We start from the raw sequence: 21,145 nt of genomic DNA on the forward strand, positions 1-21,145 counted from the left end.
TATAACAAATAAAGAGGTTTTCATGTCTGACGCACCAGCACTTGTGATAAAAAACTTATCCAAGACTTATGATAATGGGTTTTCGGCGCTGAAAGGAGTTGATTTAACCGTACCACAAGGTGGGTTTTTTGCCTTACTTGGGCCCAATGGTGCTGGTAAATCAACGATGATCGGCATTATCAGCTCATTATTTAAACCCACAACAGGCAGTGTGCATATCTTTGGCACAGACCTGCTAGAAAACCCTTCCATTGCCAAGCAATACCTTGGCATAGTGCCGCAAGAATTTAATTTTAATATGTTTGAAAAAGTGGAAGATATCTTAATAACCCAAGCGGGCTATTTCGGTATTCCTGCCAAAGAAGCAAAACCACGTGCGAAAAGACTGCTGACTGCACTGGGACTATGGGACAAGCGCGACAGCAAGTCACGTGAGCTATCCGGTGGTATGAAACGTCGTCTAATGATTGCGCGAGCATTAATTCATAAGCCAAAATTATTGATTCTCGATGAGCCAACCGCTGGGGTAGATATCGAGCTGCGCCGCTCTATGTGGGAATTTATGCAGCAGATTAATATCGAAGAAAACACCACGATCATTTTGACCACGCATTATTTAGAAGAAGCCGAGCAGCTGTGTAAACGTATTGCGATTTTGGATCATGGTGAGATTCGTATCAATACAGAGATGAAAGATTTATTGGCGCAGTTATCAGTTGAGACATTTGTCTTTGATTTGGATACGCCGCTTTCCCATCAACTGGTTTTGACAGGAGTGACAGACGTATCTCAGCCCGATAATCAAACCCTTGAGGTAACCTTGACAGAAGGTGAGTCATTAAATGGTGTCTTTGATCAGCTGTCAGAGCAAGGTATCACGGTGGCGAGTATGCGTAACAAAGCCAATCGATTAGAGGAGTTGTTTATGCGCTTGGTAGACAAAAATATTCAAAGTACAGATAGTATGAAGGAGGCGGGGTTATGAGTCAGGAAATAATGGACCATAATAAAAAAATGTCATGGACTAAGAAAGGGGTCGCTTTTCGGACTATCTTGTTAAAAGAGATTCGCCGTATTATACGTATTTGGCCGCAGACATTGCTGCCGCCCGTTATTACGATGAGCCTTTATTTTGTTATCTTCGGCAAGATGATCGGCTCGCGTGTGGGTGAGATGGGCGGAGTGCCGTACATGCAATTTATCGTGCCTGGCCTCATTATGATGTCGATTATTACCAATAGTTATTCTAACGTTGTTTCGAGCTTTTTTAGTGCCAAATTTACGTCCAGTATCGAGGAGCTTTTGGTTTCACCCGTCTCCAAGCATGCTATTTTGATGGGTTATATCAGCGGTGGTATCTTTCGCGGATTGGCCATCGGTGTCATTGTTTCGATAGTGGCATTATTCTTTACCGATTTGGGTATTGAACACCTATTTGTGACGATATTTACGGTACTGGGTACGTCTATCTTGTTTTCATTGGGCGGTTTTATCAATGCGGTATTTGCTCGATCATTCGATGATATTTCCATCGTTCCAAGCTTTGTGCTGACACCACTGACTTATCTTGGAGGGGTGTTTTATTCGCTAGAAAACCTATCACCATTTTGGCAAAATATTTCGCTATTGAATCCTATTGTTTATATGGTCAACTCGTTCCGTTACGGTATTCTAGGCCACTCTGATGTCAACGTTTGGTATTCGATGGCAGCTATTTTTGCATTCTGCGTGGTATTTTATATCATCTCTTATCGTCTATTAGATAATGGGTCGCGTGTGCGTTTGTAATTTACTTATAATATTGGCCATGTAAAAAATAGGTCAATGTACTCTTTATAAGTTTGACGCATCAAAATCAGCATAAAATATATTTTTAACAGTTTAATATTAGGAAAGAAAATGAGTATTCACGGTATCTTAGGCGAACAAACCACCGACTATCCAACTGAGTATAGTCCAGAAGCCTTGTATCCTATTGCCCGTAGTATGGGACGTGATGTCATTGGCTGGCAAGGCGATAAACTGACGGTTGGCGTCGATTGGTGGCAAGCGTTTGAGATGTCTTGGTTAAATCTGCAAGGTATCTCGCAAGTTGCCATCGCGCGCTTTGGTATTCCTGCCAGCTCACCATTTATCGTCGAGTCAAAATCACTAAAGTTATATCTAAACAGTATTAACTTTACCGAATTCACCAACTGGGAAACCGTGCAAACGCTGATTGAGAAAGACTTATCAGCATGCGTACAAGCAGAGGTAAAAGTTGAGTTATTTGAATTAGATGATGACCTCAATGATAAAACATCAGGGTTATTAATTGCGCAGCCTGAAGGTATTTGCATTGATGATGCACTTGCAAATAGTAGCGAGAAAGTAGCATTATGCGCGCATCCTGACGCGTCGTTATTAAGTGATGATAAAACGGATGCGAATTTAGACAGTAATAAAACTCAGCCTTACGTTTTTTATTCTAATTTGCTGCGCAGTAATTGTCCGGTGACCAATCAGCCAGATTGGGGCACATTGGCGGTTTCGATCACGAGTGAAAAACTGGTCAATGATGCCAATATGCTGCGTTATATATTGAGCTTCCGTCAACATAACGGTTTTCATGAGCAATGTGTGGAGCAGATATTTGCTGATTTAAGCAAACATTATGAGCCGAGTGAGCTGATGGTTCGTGCTTGGTACACGCGTCGAGGTGGTATCGACATCAACCCTTGCCGCGTCAGTGATATAAGCTTATTGCCAAAACCAAGTCGCTTAATTCGTCAGTAGACTAAGAGTGCTTGCTAATACTCCTCAAATAAGTTTATATAGGTGAATATTATTTCGCTTTGCTTGGGAGATCGAGATGAAAGGTGCAACTGGTTTTTTGACGGTGCTAGCGACAGCTACTTTGTCTATTTCTCTCACGCAAACAGCACAAGCAGCATTTATAGAAAATCAATACAACTGTGAAGATGCTTATATGGAAGTGGCTTATGATTGTGGTAACGATGCGATCATAGTCGAAAAAAATCGCCTGAATAAAATTTACAAGAGTGCTTATCGTACTTTGAGTAAGGCTCAGCAACAGCAGTTGGATAAAGAACAGCGTACATGGATAAAGAGTCGCGATGACAAATGTGACTTTGAATACGACGGTCCAATGAATAACTCTGTGGTGTACGCTCAGATTGGCGCTAATGTCTGTACCGCTAATGAGACTCAGAAACGTAGTAAGGCGATTGCCAAAAAATATCATATAGACAGTGATAAATAGACATTGATAAAGTGATAAATAGACACTGATAATAAATAGTATCGATATATCAGGCACTGATGGTATCAATTTATCTTGCTTGCTGCGCCTGCGCTGACAGAGGCTGCAAAAAATTTATACCATCAGTACTGTAGCATTGCTAAGATATTTTAATTATATAAAATAGAAGCGCCTATTTTTAGCAAGCATAAAAAAGCGCCTATCTCATCTAATGAAATAGGCGCTTTTTATGGCACAGTTTTTATAAGTTAAACTATTTTCCGCTTACTTTAGCCAATACTTCTTCACGGCTCAGCATTTGCTTTTCTGTCTCACGGCGATTGACGTATTCGTACTTGTCTTCAGCAAGATTGCGGTCAGAGACGACGATACGATGTGGAATACCGATCAATTCTAAATCTGCAAATTTCACACCCGGACGCTCATTACGGTCGTCAAGTAGCACATTGACACCTTGAGCCTTTAGCTCTTCGTATAGCGCGATAGCCGTCTCCATCACGGTGTCTTCTTTTGACTTCATCGGTATGATGGCCACTTCAAAAGGCGCAATGGAGTCATTGACGGTGGGTGTTTTTGGCCACATGATGCCGTTTTCATCGTTATTTTGCTCGATGGCTGCGGCGATAATACGGCTGACGCCAATACCATAGCAACCCATCATTAATGTGACAGGTTTACCATCTTCACCAGAAACGGTACAATTCATCGCTTGCGAGTACTTGTCACCCAATTGGAAGATATGACCCACTTCGATACCGCGTTTGATTTTTAGGCTGCCCTTACCATCAGGAGATGGATCGCCTTCTTGAACGTTACGAACATCAACGATGCGAGTAACGCGCGCATCACGTTCCCAGTTCAGACCAATGGTGTGTTTATTAATTTCATTGGCACCAGCCACAAAATCTGACAAGGAAGCGGCCGAGCGATCAACGAATACAGGCATATCTAAGTCAACGCCAATATATCCTTTATACAGACCAGCTGCCTCTAATTCTTCATCAGAAGCTAGGGTCAGTGGCATGTTTGCCTCTTCAATTTTCTCGGCTTTGATGGTATTGAGTTGATGGTCACCGCGCAATACGATAGCAATCAGTTGTGGCTCGTCGTCTTCTGTATGACCATGCACGATCAAGGTTTTGACGGTCGTGGCCAATGGGATATCTAAATGCTCAGCCACCATTTTGCAAGTGGTCATCTTTTCTGTTAATACGTTTTCACGCTCCATGCTAGGCGGCTGACGCTCAGCGATGTTCACAGATTCAGCCAGCTCAACGTTGGCGGCATAGTCAGATGAGTCTGAGAAAGCAATATCATCTTCGCCGCTGTCTGCCAAGACATGGAACTCATGTGAAGCAAAGCCACCGATAGAACCTGTATCTGCTTGTACTGCACGGAAATCTAGACCCAAGCGCGTAAAAATGCGCGTATAAGCATCAAACATATCATGATAGGTTTTGGCCAATGACGCTTGATCAACGTGGAATGAGTAGGCGTCTTTCATCGTGAATTCACGGGCGCGCATCACGCCAAAGCGTGGACGAATCTCATCACGGAATTTGCTTTGAATTTGGAAGAAACTAATTGGCAGTTGCTTATAGCTACGCAATTCGCCTTGAGCCAGATTAGTAATGACTTCTTCATGAGTAGGACCCAATACAAAGTCACGATTATGGCGGTCTTTAAAGCGCAATAGCTCAGGACCATAATCATCAAAACGTCCCGTCGTCTGCCAAAGCTCTGCAGGCTGAGTCATCGGCATGAGCACTTCTTGTGCGCCCACATTTTGCATCTCTTCACGAACAATACGTTCGACCTTTTGTAAGACGCGCAGCCCCATGGGCAACCAGATATATAACCCAGAAGCAATTTTACGAATAAGACCGGCACGAACCATCAATTGGCTTGAGGCGATATCGGCATCACTTGGGGTTTCTTTTAGTGTGGCAAATAAAAATTGACTGGCTTTCATAAATAAAGCGTAACCTTATCAACGATAAAAAAATAAGAAATAGTAGGATGTTGAGCGTGTGGCTAATCGTTTCGTTGCCGCCGCAAGCTTACCTTTATCACTTAGGAATAATCTAGGATATGTCATAGCGACTAAAATGCTTATAAAAAAGCACATGAACAAAACCGCTCTAATGGAAGAGTGGTGAATTTTGATTGATGTATCGAGCGGCTAAAGGAACAATTTTCAGATTAAAAACCTGATAAGTATATCTATTCCGACATTTTATCAATGCAATCTGACTATGTTAGGTAAAGTTTGTCTAAGACGCAATGACTTTTTGTCTTTTCAGACCGAACATGAGTTAAAGAGTAAGCTGCGATAGTGATAACTCGATTATTTACGAGTTTTAGGCTTATATATAGTAAAGGATAGCGAATTTTTGACAGCGAACATCATTAGTAATTATGTAAAATGTTGATACCTATTCCTTGAAGTTACTACTTAAACACAGCATTTATTTATTAGACTGTTATGCGCTATGTATTTTATGAAAGTAAACAATAAACTCTGAGGTAGCTTATATGATCAATCCTGACAATCGACCTTCTAAGGATCACAATGTGACCAAGTCAAAAGCGAAAAAACCGATTGCTATGATGTCATGGATTGTATTGCTGATTGGTTTAGCAGCGATCGCCTTTGCTATATATAGTGTTCAAAATATCACCAAAGAAGAGCCAATAGAAACCATTACTCGAGAAGGCGTGGTCACGCAGATCCAACAGTTAAACCGATTACATACAGTCGCATTCAGTGTTGACACGGTGATTACAAGCGAGCGCGCTGGCAGTTGGATGAAGCTATGGCAAGATGAACAAAAAGCGCTGTTTATCGCTCATGGTCGCGTAGAAGCAGGGGTGGATTTAAGTGCCTTAACACCTGAAATGGTACAAGTCGTGCAGCCTACCAAGGTCAATACTGAGGAAGAGCAAGTAGATAGTAACGCATCCGCTTCAACCATGCCGCAAATCAATATTACGTTGCCGCCCACAGAGATATTTTCAGTATATCTAGATGATATTGAGATTTATGACTGGCAGACAGGAGCCTTTGGCATGATGCAAGTCGATCCTAAGATATTAGCGCAAGCACAAACCATGGCAAAAAAAGAAGTGCTAGAGCGTGCCTGCCGAGGCGATGTAATGAATATGGCGCTGCAAAATGCCCAAACGCAATTGCAGCAGCTATTTGCTTTAACGGGTGCTGTCGTGACTGTCACTACTCAGGGTGCAGGCGCCTGTCAGTTGCCAGTCACTACTAAAGGCTAATCTGATATTTATTCTTTTTTAAACTCTGCAATGGCGAGCTGGCGAGCTGTTTTATGCTCGACCATCGGCGCAGGGTAATCAACATCGGCAAATTTCCCACCTTTCGCCAATTCTTTACGCATTTTGTCTTCGCTATGCAAGATGCTGGTAGGGATATCTTTGAGCTCAGGTAGCCAAGTTTTAATGAATGTCGCTTTCGTATCATGTGTGTTGGCTTGGCTAAAGGGATTCATAATACGGAAGTAGGGCGCTGAGTCAGTACCAGTGGATGCGCTCCATTGCCAGCCGCCATTGTTGGATGCAAAGTCCCCATCGATGAGGTGCTGTATAAAGTAGCGCTCACCTAAGCGCCAATCAATTAATAAGTCTTTGGTCAAAAACATCGCTGTAACCATCCGCAGGCGGTTGTGCATAAACCCAGTAGCGTTCAGACAGCGCATCGCGGCATCAACGAGTGGCACGCCTGTTTTACCAGTACACCATGTCTCAAAATCATCAGTATCGTATGACCAACTAACCTTAGTGTCAGTTTCTTCTTTATACGCTTTATGGCGAATAAGGTTTGGCTTGTCGACCAGCACATGCCGATAGAAATCGCGCCAAGCAAGCTCGCTTATCCAGCGATTGATATCTTCATTATCGGCATCATTGCTGTGTAATTTTCCTTGTGCTTTATGGGCTTGTAGATAACAAAGTCTAGAACTGATTGTGCCAATTGTGAGGTAAGCGGATAGCTGACTGGTCGCATGTAGGTGTGGTACATCACGACTGACATCATAATTATTAATATCATCAGCGACAAATTCATTTAAGCGCTGGCAAGCAGTAGATTCACCGGCAGGATAGGCGTCTCTTGCGGCAGTCAACTGGGTTTCCATATCGATATGTTGCAATGATTCGTTTTTTTGTAGCGTATGCTGATAGTCACTGAGCATTTTGTCACTTAGGGCAGTTATCTCATCAATAGTATTTGCACTGGTTTTTGATAACTTTAAATCAACGCTATCGACAGCTTTGATAGCTGGCGCTTCATGCAGATGTATATCACCGACCTCCAAAGTATGCCGCCATTTTTTATAAAATGGGGTGAAAACCTTGTACATGCTATCGCCATCATTGGTCGTAATAGTTTGCGGTGGCAAGATACATTGATCATGACAGCGGACAAACTCGATATTATCTTTTATAAGCTGCTTGCTCAACTGCTCATCACGATCAATCTCATTGCCCTCGTATTCGTGATTGGCCATGACGCAGCTGATGTCGTTGTTATTGCATAAGGTCGTTAGAGCCTCTATACAATTTGAAAAACTGGGGCAGACTTGCACCGTTAGAGTGATGTTCAATTGCGTTTGTAAATCTTTTGATAGTATCGGTAAGGTGCGAGCGATATGATCAACCTGTACAAGCGACGTATCGTGCTCTTGCCACTGCTCAGGCGTCAAAAAGAATACGGCAGATACCGAGGCATTATATTCATTGGCTCGTTCGCAAAGTGCTGCCAATGCGGTATTATCATGAATGCGTAGATCGCGACGAAACCACATCAAGTAATGCAATGGACTGTCGCTACGAATATTGTCGCTGTTACCACTGTCATTATTTTTATTATTGCTACCATTGTTGTTAGTAGTCTTAGACATCAAAGTATCCCTATATTAATCAATCGCAATCATAAACAAAACTAGGGATAAAAGTATGCTAGGATAAGTTTTTGGATGCAATGGCTTTGCCGTTTGAGTAACAAATCCTCACCATATCTAAAGATTTATCTTTAATTTGACTCTATCTGATGCCGTTATAATCGGTGTCATATTTAGGGACATTAAATCCAAGGTCACGACATGCACGTCAAGTTTTGCGGGTTTACACAGCTTAGTGATGTTCAGACTGCTGCACAATTGGGTGTAGATGCGGTCGGCTTGGTGTTTTATCCACCAAGTCCGCGTGCTGTCACACTCGGGCAAGCGCAGACATTGAGTGCTGCCTTACCTGCCTTTGTGAGTGTCGTGGCATTAGTGGTCAATATGTCTCAAGACGAACTGATTGAATTAGCAAATAATGTGTCTTTTGATATCATACAGTTTCATGGTGACGAAACGCCTGATCAGTGTCAACAGCTGGCCAGTGCCGTCAATAAACGCTGGATTAAGGCGTTACGTATCAATGCTGAACAAGACACACCTGATAGCGTGAGTATTCAGATTGAACAATTTGCCGCAGCTGGGGCGAGTAGTATCTTACTGGATGCTTATCATCAACATAAATATGGTGGTACGGGCGCACGCTTTGATTGGAATTTAATACCACAAAAAAGCGCACTGCCCATTATTTTGGCAGGTGGACTTGATGTGGAAAATATTGCCGCAACCCTAGAGTTGCCTATTTATGCCGTCGATGTCAGTGGCGGTATTGAGCATGACAAAGGCAAAAAAGACGCAACTAAAATGCGCGCCTTTATGAAAGCGGTCAAGCGCGACCGATGGCAAAACGTAACGCCTAGCGAACCTTCGAACATGAGTAGCTAGTTTTTTAACCCTCAAACTGCTAATCAGTGAAACAGCTAACTGCTCAAACCATTTTTCTATATTTATTCTAAAAAATACCACTTATTACAGTAGGAATTATCATGAGTCATGTCACTAATAAAGATTTATCTGCCACCGCACAATCTGTCAATACCTTTAGCAATCCCGAAAACGTCCAAGACTTTAACCAATATCCTGATGCACGCGGACATTTCGGCGTTCATGGTGGGCGTTTTGTCTCTGAGACTTTGATGGCAGCGCTTGAAGAGCTAGAGGCCCTTTATACTAAGGTTAAAGCCGATCCTGCGTTTTGGGAAGAGTATCACAATGATTTGGTCAACTATGTCGGTCGTCCAACGCCGCTTTATCATGCCAAACGCTTGAGCGATGAAATTGGCGGCGCACAAATCTATTTTAAACGTGAAGATCTAAACCATACAGGCGCCCACAAAGTAAACAACACCATCGGTCAGGCATTATTGGCCAAGATGTGTGGCAAAAAACGTATCATCGCTGAAACGGGCGCAGGGCAGCATGGCGTAGCAACGGCAACGATTGCGGCACGTTTGGGACTAGAGTGTATCGTCTATATGGGCGCTGACGATGTCGAGCGTCAAAAGATGAACGTTTATCGTATGCGCTTGCTTGGAGCAACGGTTGTACCGGTCACTTCTGGCTCGCGTACGCTCAAAGACGCGATGAACGAAGCGATGCGCGATTGGGTCACCAATGTCGATAGCACCTATTACATTATCGGTACGGTCGCAGGGCCACATCCTTATCCGTTATTAGTTCGCGATTTTCAGGCGATTATCGGTAAAGAAACGCGTATCCAGCATTTAGAAAGAACGGGTAAATTACCAGATGCACTAGTCGCCTGTGTCGGCGGTGGCTCGAACGCTATTGGCTTATTCTTTGACTTTTTAAATGATACTGAGGTTAAAATGTATGGCGTCGAAGCGACTGGCGATGGTATCGAAACGGGTCGCCATTCAGCGCCATTAGCAGCAGGTCGCATCGGCGTGCTACATGGCAATCGCACTTATCTGATGGCAGATGATGACGGTCAGATTCAAGAAACCCATTCAATTTCAGCGGGTCTTGATTATCCTGGTGTGGGTCCTGAGCATAGCTTCCTAAAGGATATGAAGCGTGTCGAATATGTCGGCTGTACTGATAAGGAAGCGTTAGAAGGTTTCCACGAAGCGACGCGTAAAGAAGGCATCATCCCAGCGCTGGAAACGGCTCATGCGGTTGCTTATGCATTGAAGCTTGCAAAAACCATGACAGCGGATCAAACCATCGTTGTCAATATGTCGGGTCGCGGTGATAAAGATCTGCATTCAGTGATGAAAGCGGAAGGGATTGAGATGTAGAGATTATTCCTCTGCAAATTATTGAATGACTACTGATAATAAAAATGGCTTAGCATTCTTTATTTTCCAATAAAGGGTGCTAAACCAATATATAAAAAAGAGAATCCTATGACTCGAATTGAAACAACTTTTGCCACTTTAAAATCTCAAAACAAAAAAGCCCTCATTCCTTATGTGATGGCAGGCGATCCCAATCCTAGTAACTTTGTCGGTTTACTACACGACTTAGTTAAGCATGGCGCAGATATGATCGAAGTCGGCTTACCGTTCTCTGACCCAATGGCAGATGGTCCAGTCGTCGCTTTGGCTGGTGAGCGCGCCTTAGCAGCGGGTACTAGTACGCGTGATGCGCTCAAAATGGTCGCAGAATTCCGCCAAAAGAACACACAAACGCCAGTTATCTTGATGGGTTATCTCAATCCCGTTGAGATTATCGGTTATGATAAGTTTGTGGGCTTATGTGAGCAATCAGGAGTCGATGGTATCTTGATGGTGGACTTGCCACCAGCAGAGGCGGGGAGCTTTACTCGGCATTTGACTGAGCATTCGATGAATGAGATTTTCTTGTTGTCGCCAACCACTTTACCTGATCGCCGTGAGCAAGTATTGACGCATTGCGGTGGCTATATTTATTATGTGTCTTTAAAAGGGGTGACAGGTTCGGCAACGCTAGACACAAACGATGTCGCTACCCAAGTTCAAGCGATTAAAGCGGAGACGGATTTGCCAGTATGTGTGGGCTTTGGTATTCGCGATGCCACTTCAGCCAAGGCGATTGGTGCTCATGCAGACGGTATTATCGTGGGTAGCGCTTTAGTACAGAATTTTGCTGATATTGATGCCAACGATACCGCCGCTGTCGCCAATGCTCAGCAAAAGATTATGGCTAAGATGGATGAGCTGCGTACGGCACTCGATAGTTTGAGTGTTTAATTTTGGATAAAAAATATCGGGATTAAGGTGGAAATTATCATACTTATATCTCTTTTATCGAGAATTGACTATATATTACAAATGCTGCCTAAATGAGCCGGATTATATGGATGTGCGCTCTTGTTTTTTAAGGGCGTGAATGTCTCAGTTAAGTTATCGTCACAATGTTTATAAAGACACGGTCAAATGACTTTGCTAAAGTTAGTTTACGTGTGTAAACTAACCTCACATATAAATTGTTACAGTTGCATATAAGTGCGCCTTATAACTGCTCATGTTATGACTGTATGTGACTCTTAAATCTACTCTTAGGGACAAGTGAATGAGCCAACTTGCCGATAAGCCTTTGATAATGGCGAATAATATGACTGATACGATAACGAAACCCGATCCAAATAATGACAATGCTGCTAGCCTTGAGCAAAATGCTAATAAGGCTGGTCAATCTTGGTTTAATCGAGCGATACCAGGAATTAAGCAACAGCTAACGGCACCATTAACCGCTGTAGAGACTGAACCGTCAACAGAGTGCAGTAATTGTCACTCGATGATTACCAATACGGCGCTGATTTTTAACGCTTATGTATGCCCACATTGTGATCATCATTTACCAATGAGTGCTCGTGAGCGTTTAAACTGGCTACTCGATCAAGTAGATGGCGAGCTTGGGCAAGAGTTTACTGCTAAAGATCCGCTAAGCTTTGTCGATAGTAAACCGTATCCAAAGCGTATGATAGAAGCACAAGAAAAGACTGGCGAGAGTGAAGCGCTGATTGTCATGTATGGCAAATTACGCAATCTTGATGTTGTCACTTGTGCCTTTGATTTCCGTTTTATGGGCGGTTCTATGGGGTCAGTGGTTGGCGATCGTTTTGTACAAGCGGCCGAAAAAGCGCTTGAAGATAAAATTCCTTTGGTCTGCTTTGCAGCCTCAGGCGGCGCGCGTATGCAAGAAGGTTTATTGTCCTTAATGCAAATGGCCAGAACGGCTGCTGCCATTGAGCGCTTGAGAATTGCTGGCATTCCTTATATTGTGGTATTGACCAATCCTGTTTATGGCGGTGTGACTGCCTCTTTAGCGATGCTTGGCGATATTCACTTGGCAGAACCAAAAGCGATGATTGGCTTTGCTGGCAAGCGCGTGATTGAACAAACCGTACGTGAAACGCTAGAAGAGCCGTTCCAACGTGCAGAGTTCTTATTGGAGCATGGCGTGGTTGATGAGGTGGTGCATCGTCATCAACTAATCGATACTATTTACCGTCTGCTCGCTAAGTTGTGCCGTGTCCCTAATATCAATGCTCAATAAATAAATGAGCCTATTAGGGTGTGACTAAAGATTTAGCGTTGTGCTAATATTTGCTGGATGTATAAAACCAATGAATAGCATTTATCGTCATAGCACGGTAAATGCTATTTTTTGTTTTTACTAAGCCCGTTACACTGTTTTTATATCCAGTTTTTTAGCTTTTATCAAAATTTTTTATATAGGTTTTGTCCATGTCTGACTCTTTGCTTACTCACTCTAATACGCCAAATGACAACGCTAGCCTGACGGAATGGCTTGATTATATGCAGCAGATACATGTCTCTGCGATAGACATGGGTTTGTCGCGAGTATTACCAGTCGCTGAGGCTCTAGGCGTTGTACAATCAGCGAAAGACGATGCCTATGTATTTACCGTGGCAGGCACCAATGGTAAAGGTTCAACGACTGCCGCTATCGCTCAGATGTGTCAAGTAGCGGGTTATAAAACGGCGCTGTATCAATCGCCGCATCTGAGTGTCTTTAATGAGCGTGTGCGCATCAATGGTGAGATGGTCAGCGATCAGACATTAATTAATGCCTTTAATAAAGTTGAGAAAGCGCGGTTAAAGTGTGATTTGACCTTGTCGTTTTTTGAGATGACGACTTTGGCAGCATTATTGATATTTTCTGAAGCGGATTGCGATGTTTGGGTATTAGAAGTAGGATTGGGCGGACGGTTAGATGTGGTAAATATCATCGATCCTGATATGGCGGTGATTACCAATATTGGCATCGATCATGTCGATTGGTTAGGCGATAATGTTGAGGATATTGGTCGCGAGAAAGCCGGTATTTTACGTAAAGATATTACCTTGGTTTACGGTACGATGGAGATACCAACCAGCGTGCAACAAGCCATTGATAAGCATAAAGCGACTTGTTATCAGCTGGGGCAAGATTTTAGTTACTGCGAAATCGATTCAACAACATGGCAGTATAGTAATGCCACTGTCACGATGCAGCTACCACGACCAGCGTTATCATTGACGAACACAGCCAATGCGCTGTCAGCAGTATTAGCAAGCCCGTTGAATGTAGATGCTCATGCGATTGAGCAAGCACTACAAAGGGTCAAGCTAGCAGGTCGCTTTGATTATCGTAAAATGAAAGGCCGTCAGTGGCTATTTGATGTGGCGCATAACGAGCATGGCGTTGAGTTTTTATTGATGCAGCTATTACCCCTTTGGCAGCAACATTTAGCGAACCAAAGCACAGATAGTCAAAGCAGAGACAGTCAAGCTTTAGGCAGCAAAATAAGCCGCCCACCTGCAACGATAAAAATGCTGTTTTCAATGCTGGGTGACAAAGATATCGATAAAGTTGTGCAGCGTTTGACTGAATCAGGTTTGCCGATTAGTGATTGGTTTATTGCCGAAATTGATTATCCACGCGCCGCGAGCACTGATCATCTAAAAAGCATTTTAGCCAATTATGTCGATGGTGTTCAAATACATGAATTTAATCGCTTATCGGAGGCGACCCATACAGTGATAAATGCCAGTCAACCACAAGACCTAATCGTGGTATGCGGCTCTTTTCATACGATTGGAGAAGCATTGGCTGCTATTGAGATTTGATAATTTAGGTTAAAAGATCCGTTATTTAATGTTAACCTTAGTATCAGCACGATTGCAGACAGCATAAAAAATATACTTTATAATCAAAGTGATTTAGACGACTGATGTTACACTGTTGGCATAAATTTTGAAAATTGATGGGCGTAACTGATAAACGTAACCGTGAGCAGTCACTACAGATTAAATCTAGCCATAATGTAGTTTTGAGACGATAGCGATGCCGCTCAATCAACCTTATTACCAACTAAGAGACGTAAACGGATGAATTTTTCGAGACAAGCCTTATTGGGCATTGGGATGATTGTAGGCGGTAGCGTGATGCTATACGCGATGGTGCAACAGATTAGTGATAGCAATCAACCAAAAACACCGTCAGCGTTGATAGAGAAGCCAAGTACCGAGCAAACGTCTCTACAGCCATTAACGACTGATATCGAGACCGAAAAACGTATCTTGGCACAAAAGCAAAAAGAACGTGCAGCACGCGTTGCAGAGCAAGAAAAGCGTGCACAAGAGTTTTTGACAGAGCAGGAGGCGGCTGAGGCACAAGCATTAGCAAAAGCACGTGCTGAAAGTGAGCAGTATGTCGCTAATAACACACCAGCTGAAGATAGTAGTACTGAAGAGTCTACGAAAAATACGTCTACAACGTCAACGACACAGTCGAATAAAGACAGTAGCACCACTACCTCAAATGAGACGGACACAGATGCGAGTGCTCGCGCACAACAATCTGCCCAAGCAAAACAAGAAGCACAGCGCCAAGCCAATCTTAAAGAACAAGTTGCCGCCAAAAAAGTAGCCGAAGAGAAAAAAGAAGCTGAAGCAAACAGACAAGCCGAGGCAAGAAAGCAGGCTGAAGCACAGGCTGTGGCTGAGAAAAACAGAAAGGCTGCGGAAGTCGCTAAAAACGAACCACCCAAATCTCCTTCTGATTATCAAGTCAAAAGAGGGGACGGACTTATTAAATTGGCAAGGCAGTATAACGTGCCTGTAGAAGTCTTGGCTCAGGCGAATAATATCTCACCATCGACCTCGCTACAGTTGGGTCAAAACATAACGATTCCGTCGCGTAGTCAAGTACAACGTTTAGAGCGTGAAGTCGCCGTTGCTCAAAAATCGGCTGAAACTAAGCGAGATGCTCAACAGAAACTCAAAGAGGCTCGTCAGGAAGTAAAAGAAACCGATGCCAAAGGCAGTTTTGGGGTACAAGTGGCATTGGCAAATGACCAAGGCAAAGCAGATGAATTAGCAAAAAAACTTCAAGCCGCGGGATATCGGGTTAAAACCAGTCCAACCAGTCGCGGTGTCCGAGTCATCGTCGGGCCTGAGCGTGGTAAAATCGCAGCATTGGCTCTAAAAGATAAGATTAATAGTGATCCCAAGGTCAATGCAAACGGTGCGTGGGTTTTATACTGGCGCTAATATAATACGTGAGTGGCTCTAATCAGATTTTTGCTAAACAGACGATAAATTCACCTATACCTTTTTAGCGAGCCATCTCTTTGCTTTTTTATTATTAAACACGACATCTATTGTCGTGTTTTTTGTTTTATAGTTTGCCGATTGACGCAAGCTTAGTTACGATAAGCGCCGCTTTTCTCTACTTTTTTTCGTATCACCTGTCAGCCTATAAGGGCTGCCTTGTTGTGATTGACTCGTAAATGACTTGAGTAAGGTCACGATATATAGTCCGTCACTCTCATATTGTATAAGGTAAAACCATGTCATTTGGCGTTATATTCTTAATATTGGCTGTTGGGTTTTTAGGGCTGATTACGTTACCAAAACTGTTCTCAAAACGTCAAAGCGTTGAGCCTGACCCCAAGCCCGTTCGTGGTGATGAGTTGGATATTTGGCCATTCGCGCCCATGCCAATTATGACCGATACTGAGGTGATATTTTTTAAAAAGTTAAAAAATGCCCTGCCAGAATATCATATCTTTGTGCAAGTCCAGCTATCGCGCATTATCGAAGCCAACAGTGATGAGACATCAGAGCGTAACTTTTGGTTCAATCGTATCTGTCGTCAAAGCGTCGACTACGTGATCGTTGATGTGGATGCTCAGACTACGCTGCTGGCAATTGAGCTTGATGATTGGACACATAGTAGTAAAGCGCGCCAAAAGGCCGATGACAAAAAGGACAAAGCCCTTGCTAGTGCAGGTATTGCTATCGTCCGCTTTCATGCTGAACGCATGCCCAGTGCCGATATGCTCAGGTATGAGCTTATGCAGGTGATTGAGACTTATTGATAAGTTGCTTTTTATAGAAAGTAGTATGGATAAGAGTATTTATTTTTTTGTAATATTTCTGTTATATTACTTTACCTTATAGATAAGATATAGAAATAAGAGTATTATTATTTCATTTTCGAGCAAACTTAAGTTTTCTAAATTAGGGTAAGCTTTTATTGATTGAGTAGATACTCTTAAGTCAATAGATTAAGCTTTTGCTATCGCTATTTTTTTCTATATTTCTATAAAGGACTGTGTTATGAAATTTTTTAAATTGACCGCATTAGCTTTAGCCAGTACGTTAGCGTTAGTAGGCTGTGGTGATGACAATAATAGCTCTGGTGGTAACGGAACAAATACGCCAAATGTACCTGTTAAACCACCGGTTGATAACAGTTTGTCCGAGATTGAACAAGCAAAAGAAATGATTCGCACCGCTAAGCTATTTGTCAGTGACAATAAAGCGGTTAAGGATGCTTATGAAGGCGTCAGCGATATCCTTACAGAAAAACAAAACACACGACTGGGCTACACTTTCGATATCCCAGGCGACCTCGACTACTATATGAAAGAGAACAATGTATCAAAGCTCACAGCAGCTGATATTATTGCTTTGGCTAATGATGAAGAGTTTAAAATAGCGTTGGGTAATATAGTATTGACGCCAGAGACAGGTTTTTTAGCAACGATGAATACTGATGGTCAATTTACATTGACTGGTACGACCAAGGTAAGTTTTAAAGAATACATCCCTAGATATAATCCAAATACTGGTCTGTATGAAGAAACACTTCTTAATTCAGATACTTTTACGACTGTATTTGATGGTTACCAAAATGCGCTAAGTTCAAATACTAGCAGTACTAGCTTTAATGGAAGCATAGGTTTCAAGAGTATCAAAATTGGCACAGGCGCTGATACCGTTACCCTAAGTTCAACGGCCAAAGCTGCGACAGTAAATGGCCAATTCAGTGATAAAGTTGTGGTCAATGATGACTTTGATATGAACGATGCAAATGAATCGGGCATTACTCTAGAAAAGGCTGTTATTAAATTAGGTAGCCTGAAACTGTCTGCAAATGATAGTACTATTGAGGCAAAAAACTTAGAGTTTGCCGCATTGGATGTCAGTAAAAAACTTGCAGATAATAGTCTGGCTGTTGGAACGATACCTTATAAAATTGCAATAACAGGTAGGATGACTAAAGAAAAGCCTAGCACTGATATAGAAATCACACTTAATGCTACAGCTAATGATGCTGATATAAAGAAATTTATCTCAGTTGATAAAACAGGTAATATCGAAGAGTCAGCCAATAACTATGTGGGTATGGAAATAGTACTGGCTATTAAAGGGAAGGTCACTAAAGAGGGCGCAATGACGATTCCGTTAGACTTCCAAGCCAACCTTAAACGTACCGCTCGCAATATTATTGAGCTTCAAGGTCTCACCGCTAGCGTAGAAGGGAAAAAATTATTTGTAAAAGGTAAATCTACTTTAGACAGCGACTATGAAGTGATTAGTACGGAGTTCACTATTGAACAAAACAAAGCTTCGATTAAGTTAAGCGTTGATGATAATAGCGATTTCATCACAGATTCAGTTGGTAAGTTGGGTGATATTATGGTCAATGGCAAAGATTATGGTGATCTAGTAGACAACAATGGTCAAATCACGGCCAAGTTCACTGATAATAGCTTAATTATTCTATAACTATATTAGGTTCATCTTTGATTCTCAAGCGTTTCTAGTAGCGATTGAGGTATAGAAATACAAAGAAAGAGACAGCTGATACTGTCTCTTTTTTATGCCCTTTAATAAACGTGAGAAACCTATGTCATACTTTTACTCAACGCTATGCGATTCGATACCTAAAAGTTCAGTACCAATGCCACGAAAGCGTACGATATTAATTATGACGCCAATGACTGTCGCCATGATTGTATCCACATCTGCTATAGCAAAAGACAATTACGCCGACAACTATGCTAATGATGAGGCTAGTGTGAATTTTAACTTTAATCCCCAAGCGACAGGATTAATAGACAGTCAGACCGAAACATCAAACACTCAGATAGACTGGTCAGCAGTAGTGACCGCTCATAGCCCATCGCAACCCATATCAGCATTTTTAGATCATTGGGATGCACCTTTGGAATCAGGTGATCATGCTTATGCCCAAGCAAGAACGTCGTTTGAAGTTCGTCCTGCTGGCAGTGCTATTAGCTATGGTTTGGGATGGCGTTATGATTATTTGATGACTTTTAGCGAACAGACTGCTGAAGTGTATTGGCAATACGAGAATAAGCTACCTCCAAGTAAGGGCCAGAATTTTCCACTGTTTTTAGAGGCCAAACATAATGAAAGAGTGGGGGCTAACGTTGGCTTGACTCAGCAAATCATGCCTAACTGGCAATTGACCACTCGTGCTAACGTTTGGCAGGGATTACACGCATTAGAAGGTAAGATAGTAGGCGACGTGAGTACAAGAGCATTACCCGATAGCGAGGTAACAAATATACGAGACAGTCTTGATAAGACCAACGCCTATATAGACTACTATTATGACGAGCCAGCCCTAGGTGAAGAAAACTTGGGTTGGAATCCTGCCAAACCTTCAGGATACGGTTATTCGCTCGATTTGCATCTCATAGGTGATTTATCTGAAAATACGAAATTATCTCTTCATGGCTACGACATTCTCGGACGCATGCATTGGAAAGACATGCCAAGCACACGTTACAATTTGGATTATGATGTCAATGGTCGACCTTTATATACTATTGAGGGGCAGCTGAGTACCGACGATATAACACAAACATTGCCATGGCGAGTAGAGGGTAGCCTTCAGCATCAGTTAGACAACCAATGGCAACTTGGTCTACATGGCCAAGTAAATGATATTCAAGACTTGTACCAATTATCAGCCGGCTATCAGATCAACCATGATACTTATCCTTTTGTTGTTACTGGTTTAGTAGAGCCGCAGACGCATGCGTTAGGTTTAGCTATGGACAGTCAATATGGCGGCATCAAACTGCTTACCGATAGTCTTGATTCGGAAAAAGCCAAGCGTAGTGAGATTAGTTTGTATGGACGTTATGCTTGGTAATTATCATAGATGTGTATCAACAAAACGAAATATATTAACTTAGTGCTACTTAAAATTCATCCTGAACGCTATCATCCTGTTTAGGATAAATCACTATTAGTCTATCGCCCTCAAAGTATAATCCTGTTTTCAATATCTCATTTTCAGAATAGGTGAGCGGCGGCTGACGTCTATCATAGCTATCATAAAAGCTGCGTTTGCTAAACCATTCAATATAATGAGCAGATCGCAAGGCGCTGATATCAAGCGTTGCAAGGTTGACCGTATCATTCTTATCACACCATTCATGTATTGGAAAGCTTGGCGTTAGCCAATGAAGACAATCATAGTGGCCAAAATGATTAGTGTTTATTGGTAAAAAGAATCGTCCTTTTATAACGCCATAACGCTTATCAATTTTAACCTGTCCATGATTTTCAGTATCTACCCACACCACTCGAAACTGCTTGGTCTGCATATGGGTCATTTTACGCTGCAAATTATCTTTGGAATTTATCCCAACCCAATTCTCAGGAGCAAAAGGGGCAGATCCCATAAAAAACTTAATGGCCAACTCCCAATGTTCGACTAGATTCTCTTGATGATTATACAAAATCAAATCCAGCTCGCCCGTTGTTTGTTTGCCGTTATACAGCTGCACATTATTGGCGAGCATTTCATATGAATGCAGCTTACGTGTAAAACCATCTTCTAACCAAAATGATAGTAGTCCTTCAAAGTGAAAACCCAAACGGTTCGGGCTTGGACGCTTGAGCAAATAACGGGTGAGTGCTTGATAAGCGTTGGTGGTGTCAAGCTCGTCTAAACGCTGCTGGTATGCCTCAAATTGCGTTTGCCAAAAGCTGGCGCTATGTACCTCAACCTCATGTGTGTTTTGATGCGGCGCAAAGTCTAGCCATTTCGTCAAGACATTGGGGCACGCCAGCACATAAGCCAAATCGCGGACAAAAGGACGCTGATATGCGTTCCAAGGGGCATCATCTGTAAGCGTAGGATTAGGCTTGGTGAGAGTATTGGGCATAGGATAAACCATCATCGTGGTAGAGCATTTACCCTAACGGCTCGTCTAGTAAAAGTCTAGTTATGGTGAGTATCAGTAAGGGTAGTGTGTACGCTGTCGCTATGAAGGAAGGGCGATAATAATGTGATAAATATAAATACTGATATCAGGCGACGATAGTAAGTAAGGTAATAGGATACTAATTACCATTTTGAGTAGAGAGAGTTGCCAGTTTTTTGGTTTGCGGAGTTGGTTTTTAGGTCGCTGTTGTGAGTTCTTGTTTGGGTAGGTCATTTTTTAGCTCCATGTAGTGTATTGAGCCTTAGCAGTGTGCTACGGTTTACATGGGCTAGATTAATATTAATTAAGAGTAATAATAAGATGACGCTTCTAGAAGCGTAAGGGGTGCATGATGAAAAGATTATATAGTTACACTTATTTACATGTATCTGAGACATTCCCAAAAAGTGTGTAACTGCTTATAATCCACTAACCGGAGAATAAGCAATGACTACTCAATCTGACATT

The 21,145-nt window shown here is 42.4% G+C and carries 18 protein-coding genes; 14 read left to right on the forward strand and 4 right to left on the reverse strand.

The window, feature by feature from the left end:
- Positions 1-22: 22 nt before the first annotated feature.
- From JMX48_RS12380 to JMX48_RS12395, 4 genes are all read left to right on the forward strand, one after another.
- Positions 23-985: an ABC transporter ATP-binding protein gene (locus JMX48_RS12380; protein WP_201538251.1), complete on the forward strand. Its 963-nt coding sequence runs from the start codon at positions 23-25 to the stop codon at positions 983-985.
- A 29-nt stretch (positions 986-1,014) separates the two neighbouring features.
- A complete protein-coding gene (locus JMX48_RS12385; RefSeq protein WP_201538287.1) occupies positions 1,015-1,788 on the forward strand; it encodes an ABC transporter permease in 774 nt (257 codons plus the stop codon).
- A 111-nt stretch (positions 1,789-1,899) separates the two neighbouring features.
- On the forward strand, positions 1,900-2,775 hold the full coding sequence (queF, locus tag JMX48_RS12390) for an NADPH-dependent 7-cyano-7-deazaguanine reductase QueF (protein ID WP_201538253.1): 876 nt from the start codon (positions 1,900-1,902) through the stop codon (positions 2,773-2,775).
- Between the two features lie 76 nt (positions 2,776-2,851).
- Positions 2,852-3,262 carry a lysozyme inhibitor LprI family protein gene (locus tag JMX48_RS12395; RefSeq protein ID WP_201538255.1) on the forward strand — a complete coding sequence of 137 codons (411 nt, stop codon included), beginning with the start codon at positions 2,852-2,854 and terminating at the stop codon, positions 3,260-3,262.
- A 253-nt stretch (positions 3,263-3,515) separates the two neighbouring features.
- Here JMX48_RS12395 and JMX48_RS12400 read toward each other — a convergent pair whose 3' ends face one another.
- A complete protein-coding gene (locus JMX48_RS12400) occupies positions 3,516-5,234 on the reverse strand; it encodes a proline--tRNA ligase (protein ID WP_201538257.1) in 1,719 nt (572 codons plus the stop codon).
- 563 nt (positions 5,235-5,797) lie between these two features.
- On the opposite strand from JMX48_RS12400, the gene JMX48_RS12405 reads away from it, so the two are divergent.
- On the forward strand, positions 5,798-6,544 hold the full coding sequence (locus tag JMX48_RS12405; protein ID WP_201538260.1) for a DUF4230 domain-containing protein: 747 nt from the start codon (positions 5,798-5,800) through the stop codon (positions 6,542-6,544).
- Between the two features lie 8 nt (positions 6,545-6,552).
- Here the strand turns inward: JMX48_RS12405 and JMX48_RS12410 are convergent, their stop codons facing one another.
- Positions 6,553-8,187 carry a cryptochrome/photolyase family protein gene (locus JMX48_RS12410; RefSeq protein WP_201538262.1) on the reverse strand — a complete coding sequence of 545 codons (1,635 nt, stop codon included), beginning with the start codon at positions 8,185-8,187 and terminating at the stop codon, positions 6,553-6,555.
- A 201-nt stretch (positions 8,188-8,388) separates the two neighbouring features.
- On the opposite strand from JMX48_RS12410, the gene JMX48_RS12415 reads away from it, so the two are divergent.
- From JMX48_RS12415 to JMX48_RS12455, 9 genes are all read left to right on the forward strand, one after another.
- A complete protein-coding gene (locus JMX48_RS12415; protein WP_201538264.1) occupies positions 8,389-9,072 on the forward strand; it encodes a phosphoribosylanthranilate isomerase in 684 nt (227 codons plus the stop codon).
- Between the two features lie 101 nt (positions 9,073-9,173).
- Complete coding sequence (gene trpB / locus JMX48_RS12420; protein ID WP_201538266.1) at positions 9,174-10,448, forward strand: tryptophan synthase subunit beta; 1,275 nt, start codon at positions 9,174-9,176, stop codon at positions 10,446-10,448.
- A gap of 108 nt (positions 10,449-10,556) precedes the next feature.
- Positions 10,557-11,381 (forward strand): tryptophan synthase subunit alpha, encoded by an 825-nt coding sequence (trpA, locus tag JMX48_RS12425; protein WP_201538268.1) that lies wholly within the window; start codon positions 10,557-10,559, stop codon positions 11,379-11,381.
- 352 nt (positions 11,382-11,733) lie between these two features.
- Positions 11,734-12,690: an acetyl-CoA carboxylase, carboxyltransferase subunit beta gene (gene accD, locus JMX48_RS12430; RefSeq protein WP_201538289.1), complete on the forward strand. Its 957-nt coding sequence runs from the start codon at positions 11,734-11,736 to the stop codon at positions 12,688-12,690.
- 191 nt (positions 12,691-12,881) lie between these two features.
- Entirely contained in the window at positions 12,882-14,267 is a 1,386-nt protein-coding gene (locus JMX48_RS12435; protein ID WP_201538270.1) for a bifunctional folylpolyglutamate synthase/dihydrofolate synthase, read from the forward strand.
- 261 nt (positions 14,268-14,528) lie between these two features.
- Complete coding sequence (locus tag JMX48_RS12440) at positions 14,529-15,692, forward strand: LysM peptidoglycan-binding domain-containing protein (protein ID WP_201538273.1); 1,164 nt, start codon at positions 14,529-14,531, stop codon at positions 15,690-15,692.
- A gap of 299 nt (positions 15,693-15,991) precedes the next feature.
- Complete coding sequence (locus tag JMX48_RS12445) at positions 15,992-16,522, forward strand: DUF2726 domain-containing protein (RefSeq protein WP_201538275.1); 531 nt, start codon at positions 15,992-15,994, stop codon at positions 16,520-16,522.
- A 241-nt stretch (positions 16,523-16,763) separates the two neighbouring features.
- Entirely contained in the window at positions 16,764-18,218 is a 1,455-nt protein-coding gene (locus tag JMX48_RS12450; protein ID WP_201538277.1) for a hypothetical protein, read from the forward strand.
- A 223-nt stretch (positions 18,219-18,441) separates the two neighbouring features.
- Complete coding sequence (locus tag JMX48_RS12455; protein WP_201538279.1) at positions 18,442-19,617, forward strand: hypothetical protein; 1,176 nt, start codon at positions 18,442-18,444, stop codon at positions 19,615-19,617.
- A gap of 49 nt (positions 19,618-19,666) precedes the next feature.
- Here the strand turns inward: JMX48_RS12455 and JMX48_RS12460 are convergent, their stop codons facing one another.
- The gene (locus tag JMX48_RS12460; RefSeq protein WP_201538281.1) at positions 19,667-20,638 is read right to left on the reverse strand and encodes a DUF1853 family protein; all 972 of its coding nucleotides are present in this window, start codon (positions 20,636-20,638) and stop codon (positions 19,667-19,669) included.
- 99 nt (positions 20,639-20,737) lie between these two features.
- Positions 20,738-20,911, reverse strand: coding sequence for a hypothetical protein (locus JMX48_RS12465; protein ID WP_201538283.1), 174 nt, complete (start codon positions 20,909-20,911; stop codon positions 20,738-20,740).
- Positions 20,912-21,145: the final 234 nt, after the last annotated feature.

It is taken from the genome of Psychrobacter immobilis (genome assembly GCF_904846225.1).
Taxonomy (GTDB): domain Bacteria; phylum Pseudomonadota; class Gammaproteobacteria; order Pseudomonadales; family Moraxellaceae; genus Psychrobacter; species Psychrobacter immobilis_F.

Coding starts and splice junctions, on each gene's coding strand:
- JMX48_RS12380 (WP_201538251.1), top strand. CDS start 23: ATGTCTGACGCACCAGCACTTGTGATAAAAAACTTATCCAAGACTTAT.
- JMX48_RS12385 (WP_201538287.1), top strand. CDS start 1,015: ATGTCATGGACTAAGAAAGGGGTCGCTTTTCGGACTATCTTGTTAAAA.
- queF (WP_201538253.1), top strand. CDS start 1,900: ATGAGTATTCACGGTATCTTAGGCGAACAAACCACCGACTATCCAACT.
- JMX48_RS12395 (WP_201538255.1), top strand. CDS start 2,852: ATGAAAGGTGCAACTGGTTTTTTGACGGTGCTAGCGACAGCTACTTTG.
- JMX48_RS12400 (WP_201538257.1), bottom strand. CDS start 5,234: ATGAAAGCCAGTCAATTTTTATTTGCCACACTAAAAGAAACCCCAAGT.
- JMX48_RS12405 (WP_201538260.1), top strand. CDS start 5,798: ATGATCAATCCTGACAATCGACCTTCTAAGGATCACAATGTGACCAAG.
- JMX48_RS12410 (WP_201538262.1), bottom strand. CDS start 8,187: ATGTCTAAGACTACTAACAACAATGGTAGCAATAATAAAAATAATGAC.
- JMX48_RS12415 (WP_201538264.1), top strand. CDS start 8,389: ATGCACGTCAAGTTTTGCGGGTTTACACAGCTTAGTGATGTTCAGACT.
- trpB (WP_201538266.1), top strand. CDS start 9,174: ATGAGTCATGTCACTAATAAAGATTTATCTGCCACCGCACAATCTGTC.
- trpA (WP_201538268.1), top strand. CDS start 10,557: ATGACTCGAATTGAAACAACTTTTGCCACTTTAAAATCTCAAAACAAA.
- accD (WP_201538289.1), top strand. CDS start 11,734: ATGGCGAATAATATGACTGATACGATAACGAAACCCGATCCAAATAAT.
- JMX48_RS12435 (WP_201538270.1), top strand. CDS start 12,882: ATGTCTGACTCTTTGCTTACTCACTCTAATACGCCAAATGACAACGCT.
- JMX48_RS12440 (WP_201538273.1), top strand. CDS start 14,529: ATGAATTTTTCGAGACAAGCCTTATTGGGCATTGGGATGATTGTAGGC.
- JMX48_RS12445 (WP_201538275.1), top strand. CDS start 15,992: ATGTCATTTGGCGTTATATTCTTAATATTGGCTGTTGGGTTTTTAGGG.
- JMX48_RS12450 (WP_201538277.1), top strand. CDS start 16,764: ATGAAATTTTTTAAATTGACCGCATTAGCTTTAGCCAGTACGTTAGCG.
- JMX48_RS12455 (WP_201538279.1), top strand. CDS start 18,442: ATGATTGTATCCACATCTGCTATAGCAAAAGACAATTACGCCGACAAC.
- JMX48_RS12460 (WP_201538281.1), bottom strand. CDS start 20,638: ATGCCCAATACTCTCACCAAGCCTAATCCTACGCTTACAGATGATGCC.
- JMX48_RS12465 (WP_201538283.1), bottom strand. CDS start 20,911: ATGACCTACCCAAACAAGAACTCACAACAGCGACCTAAAAACCAACTC.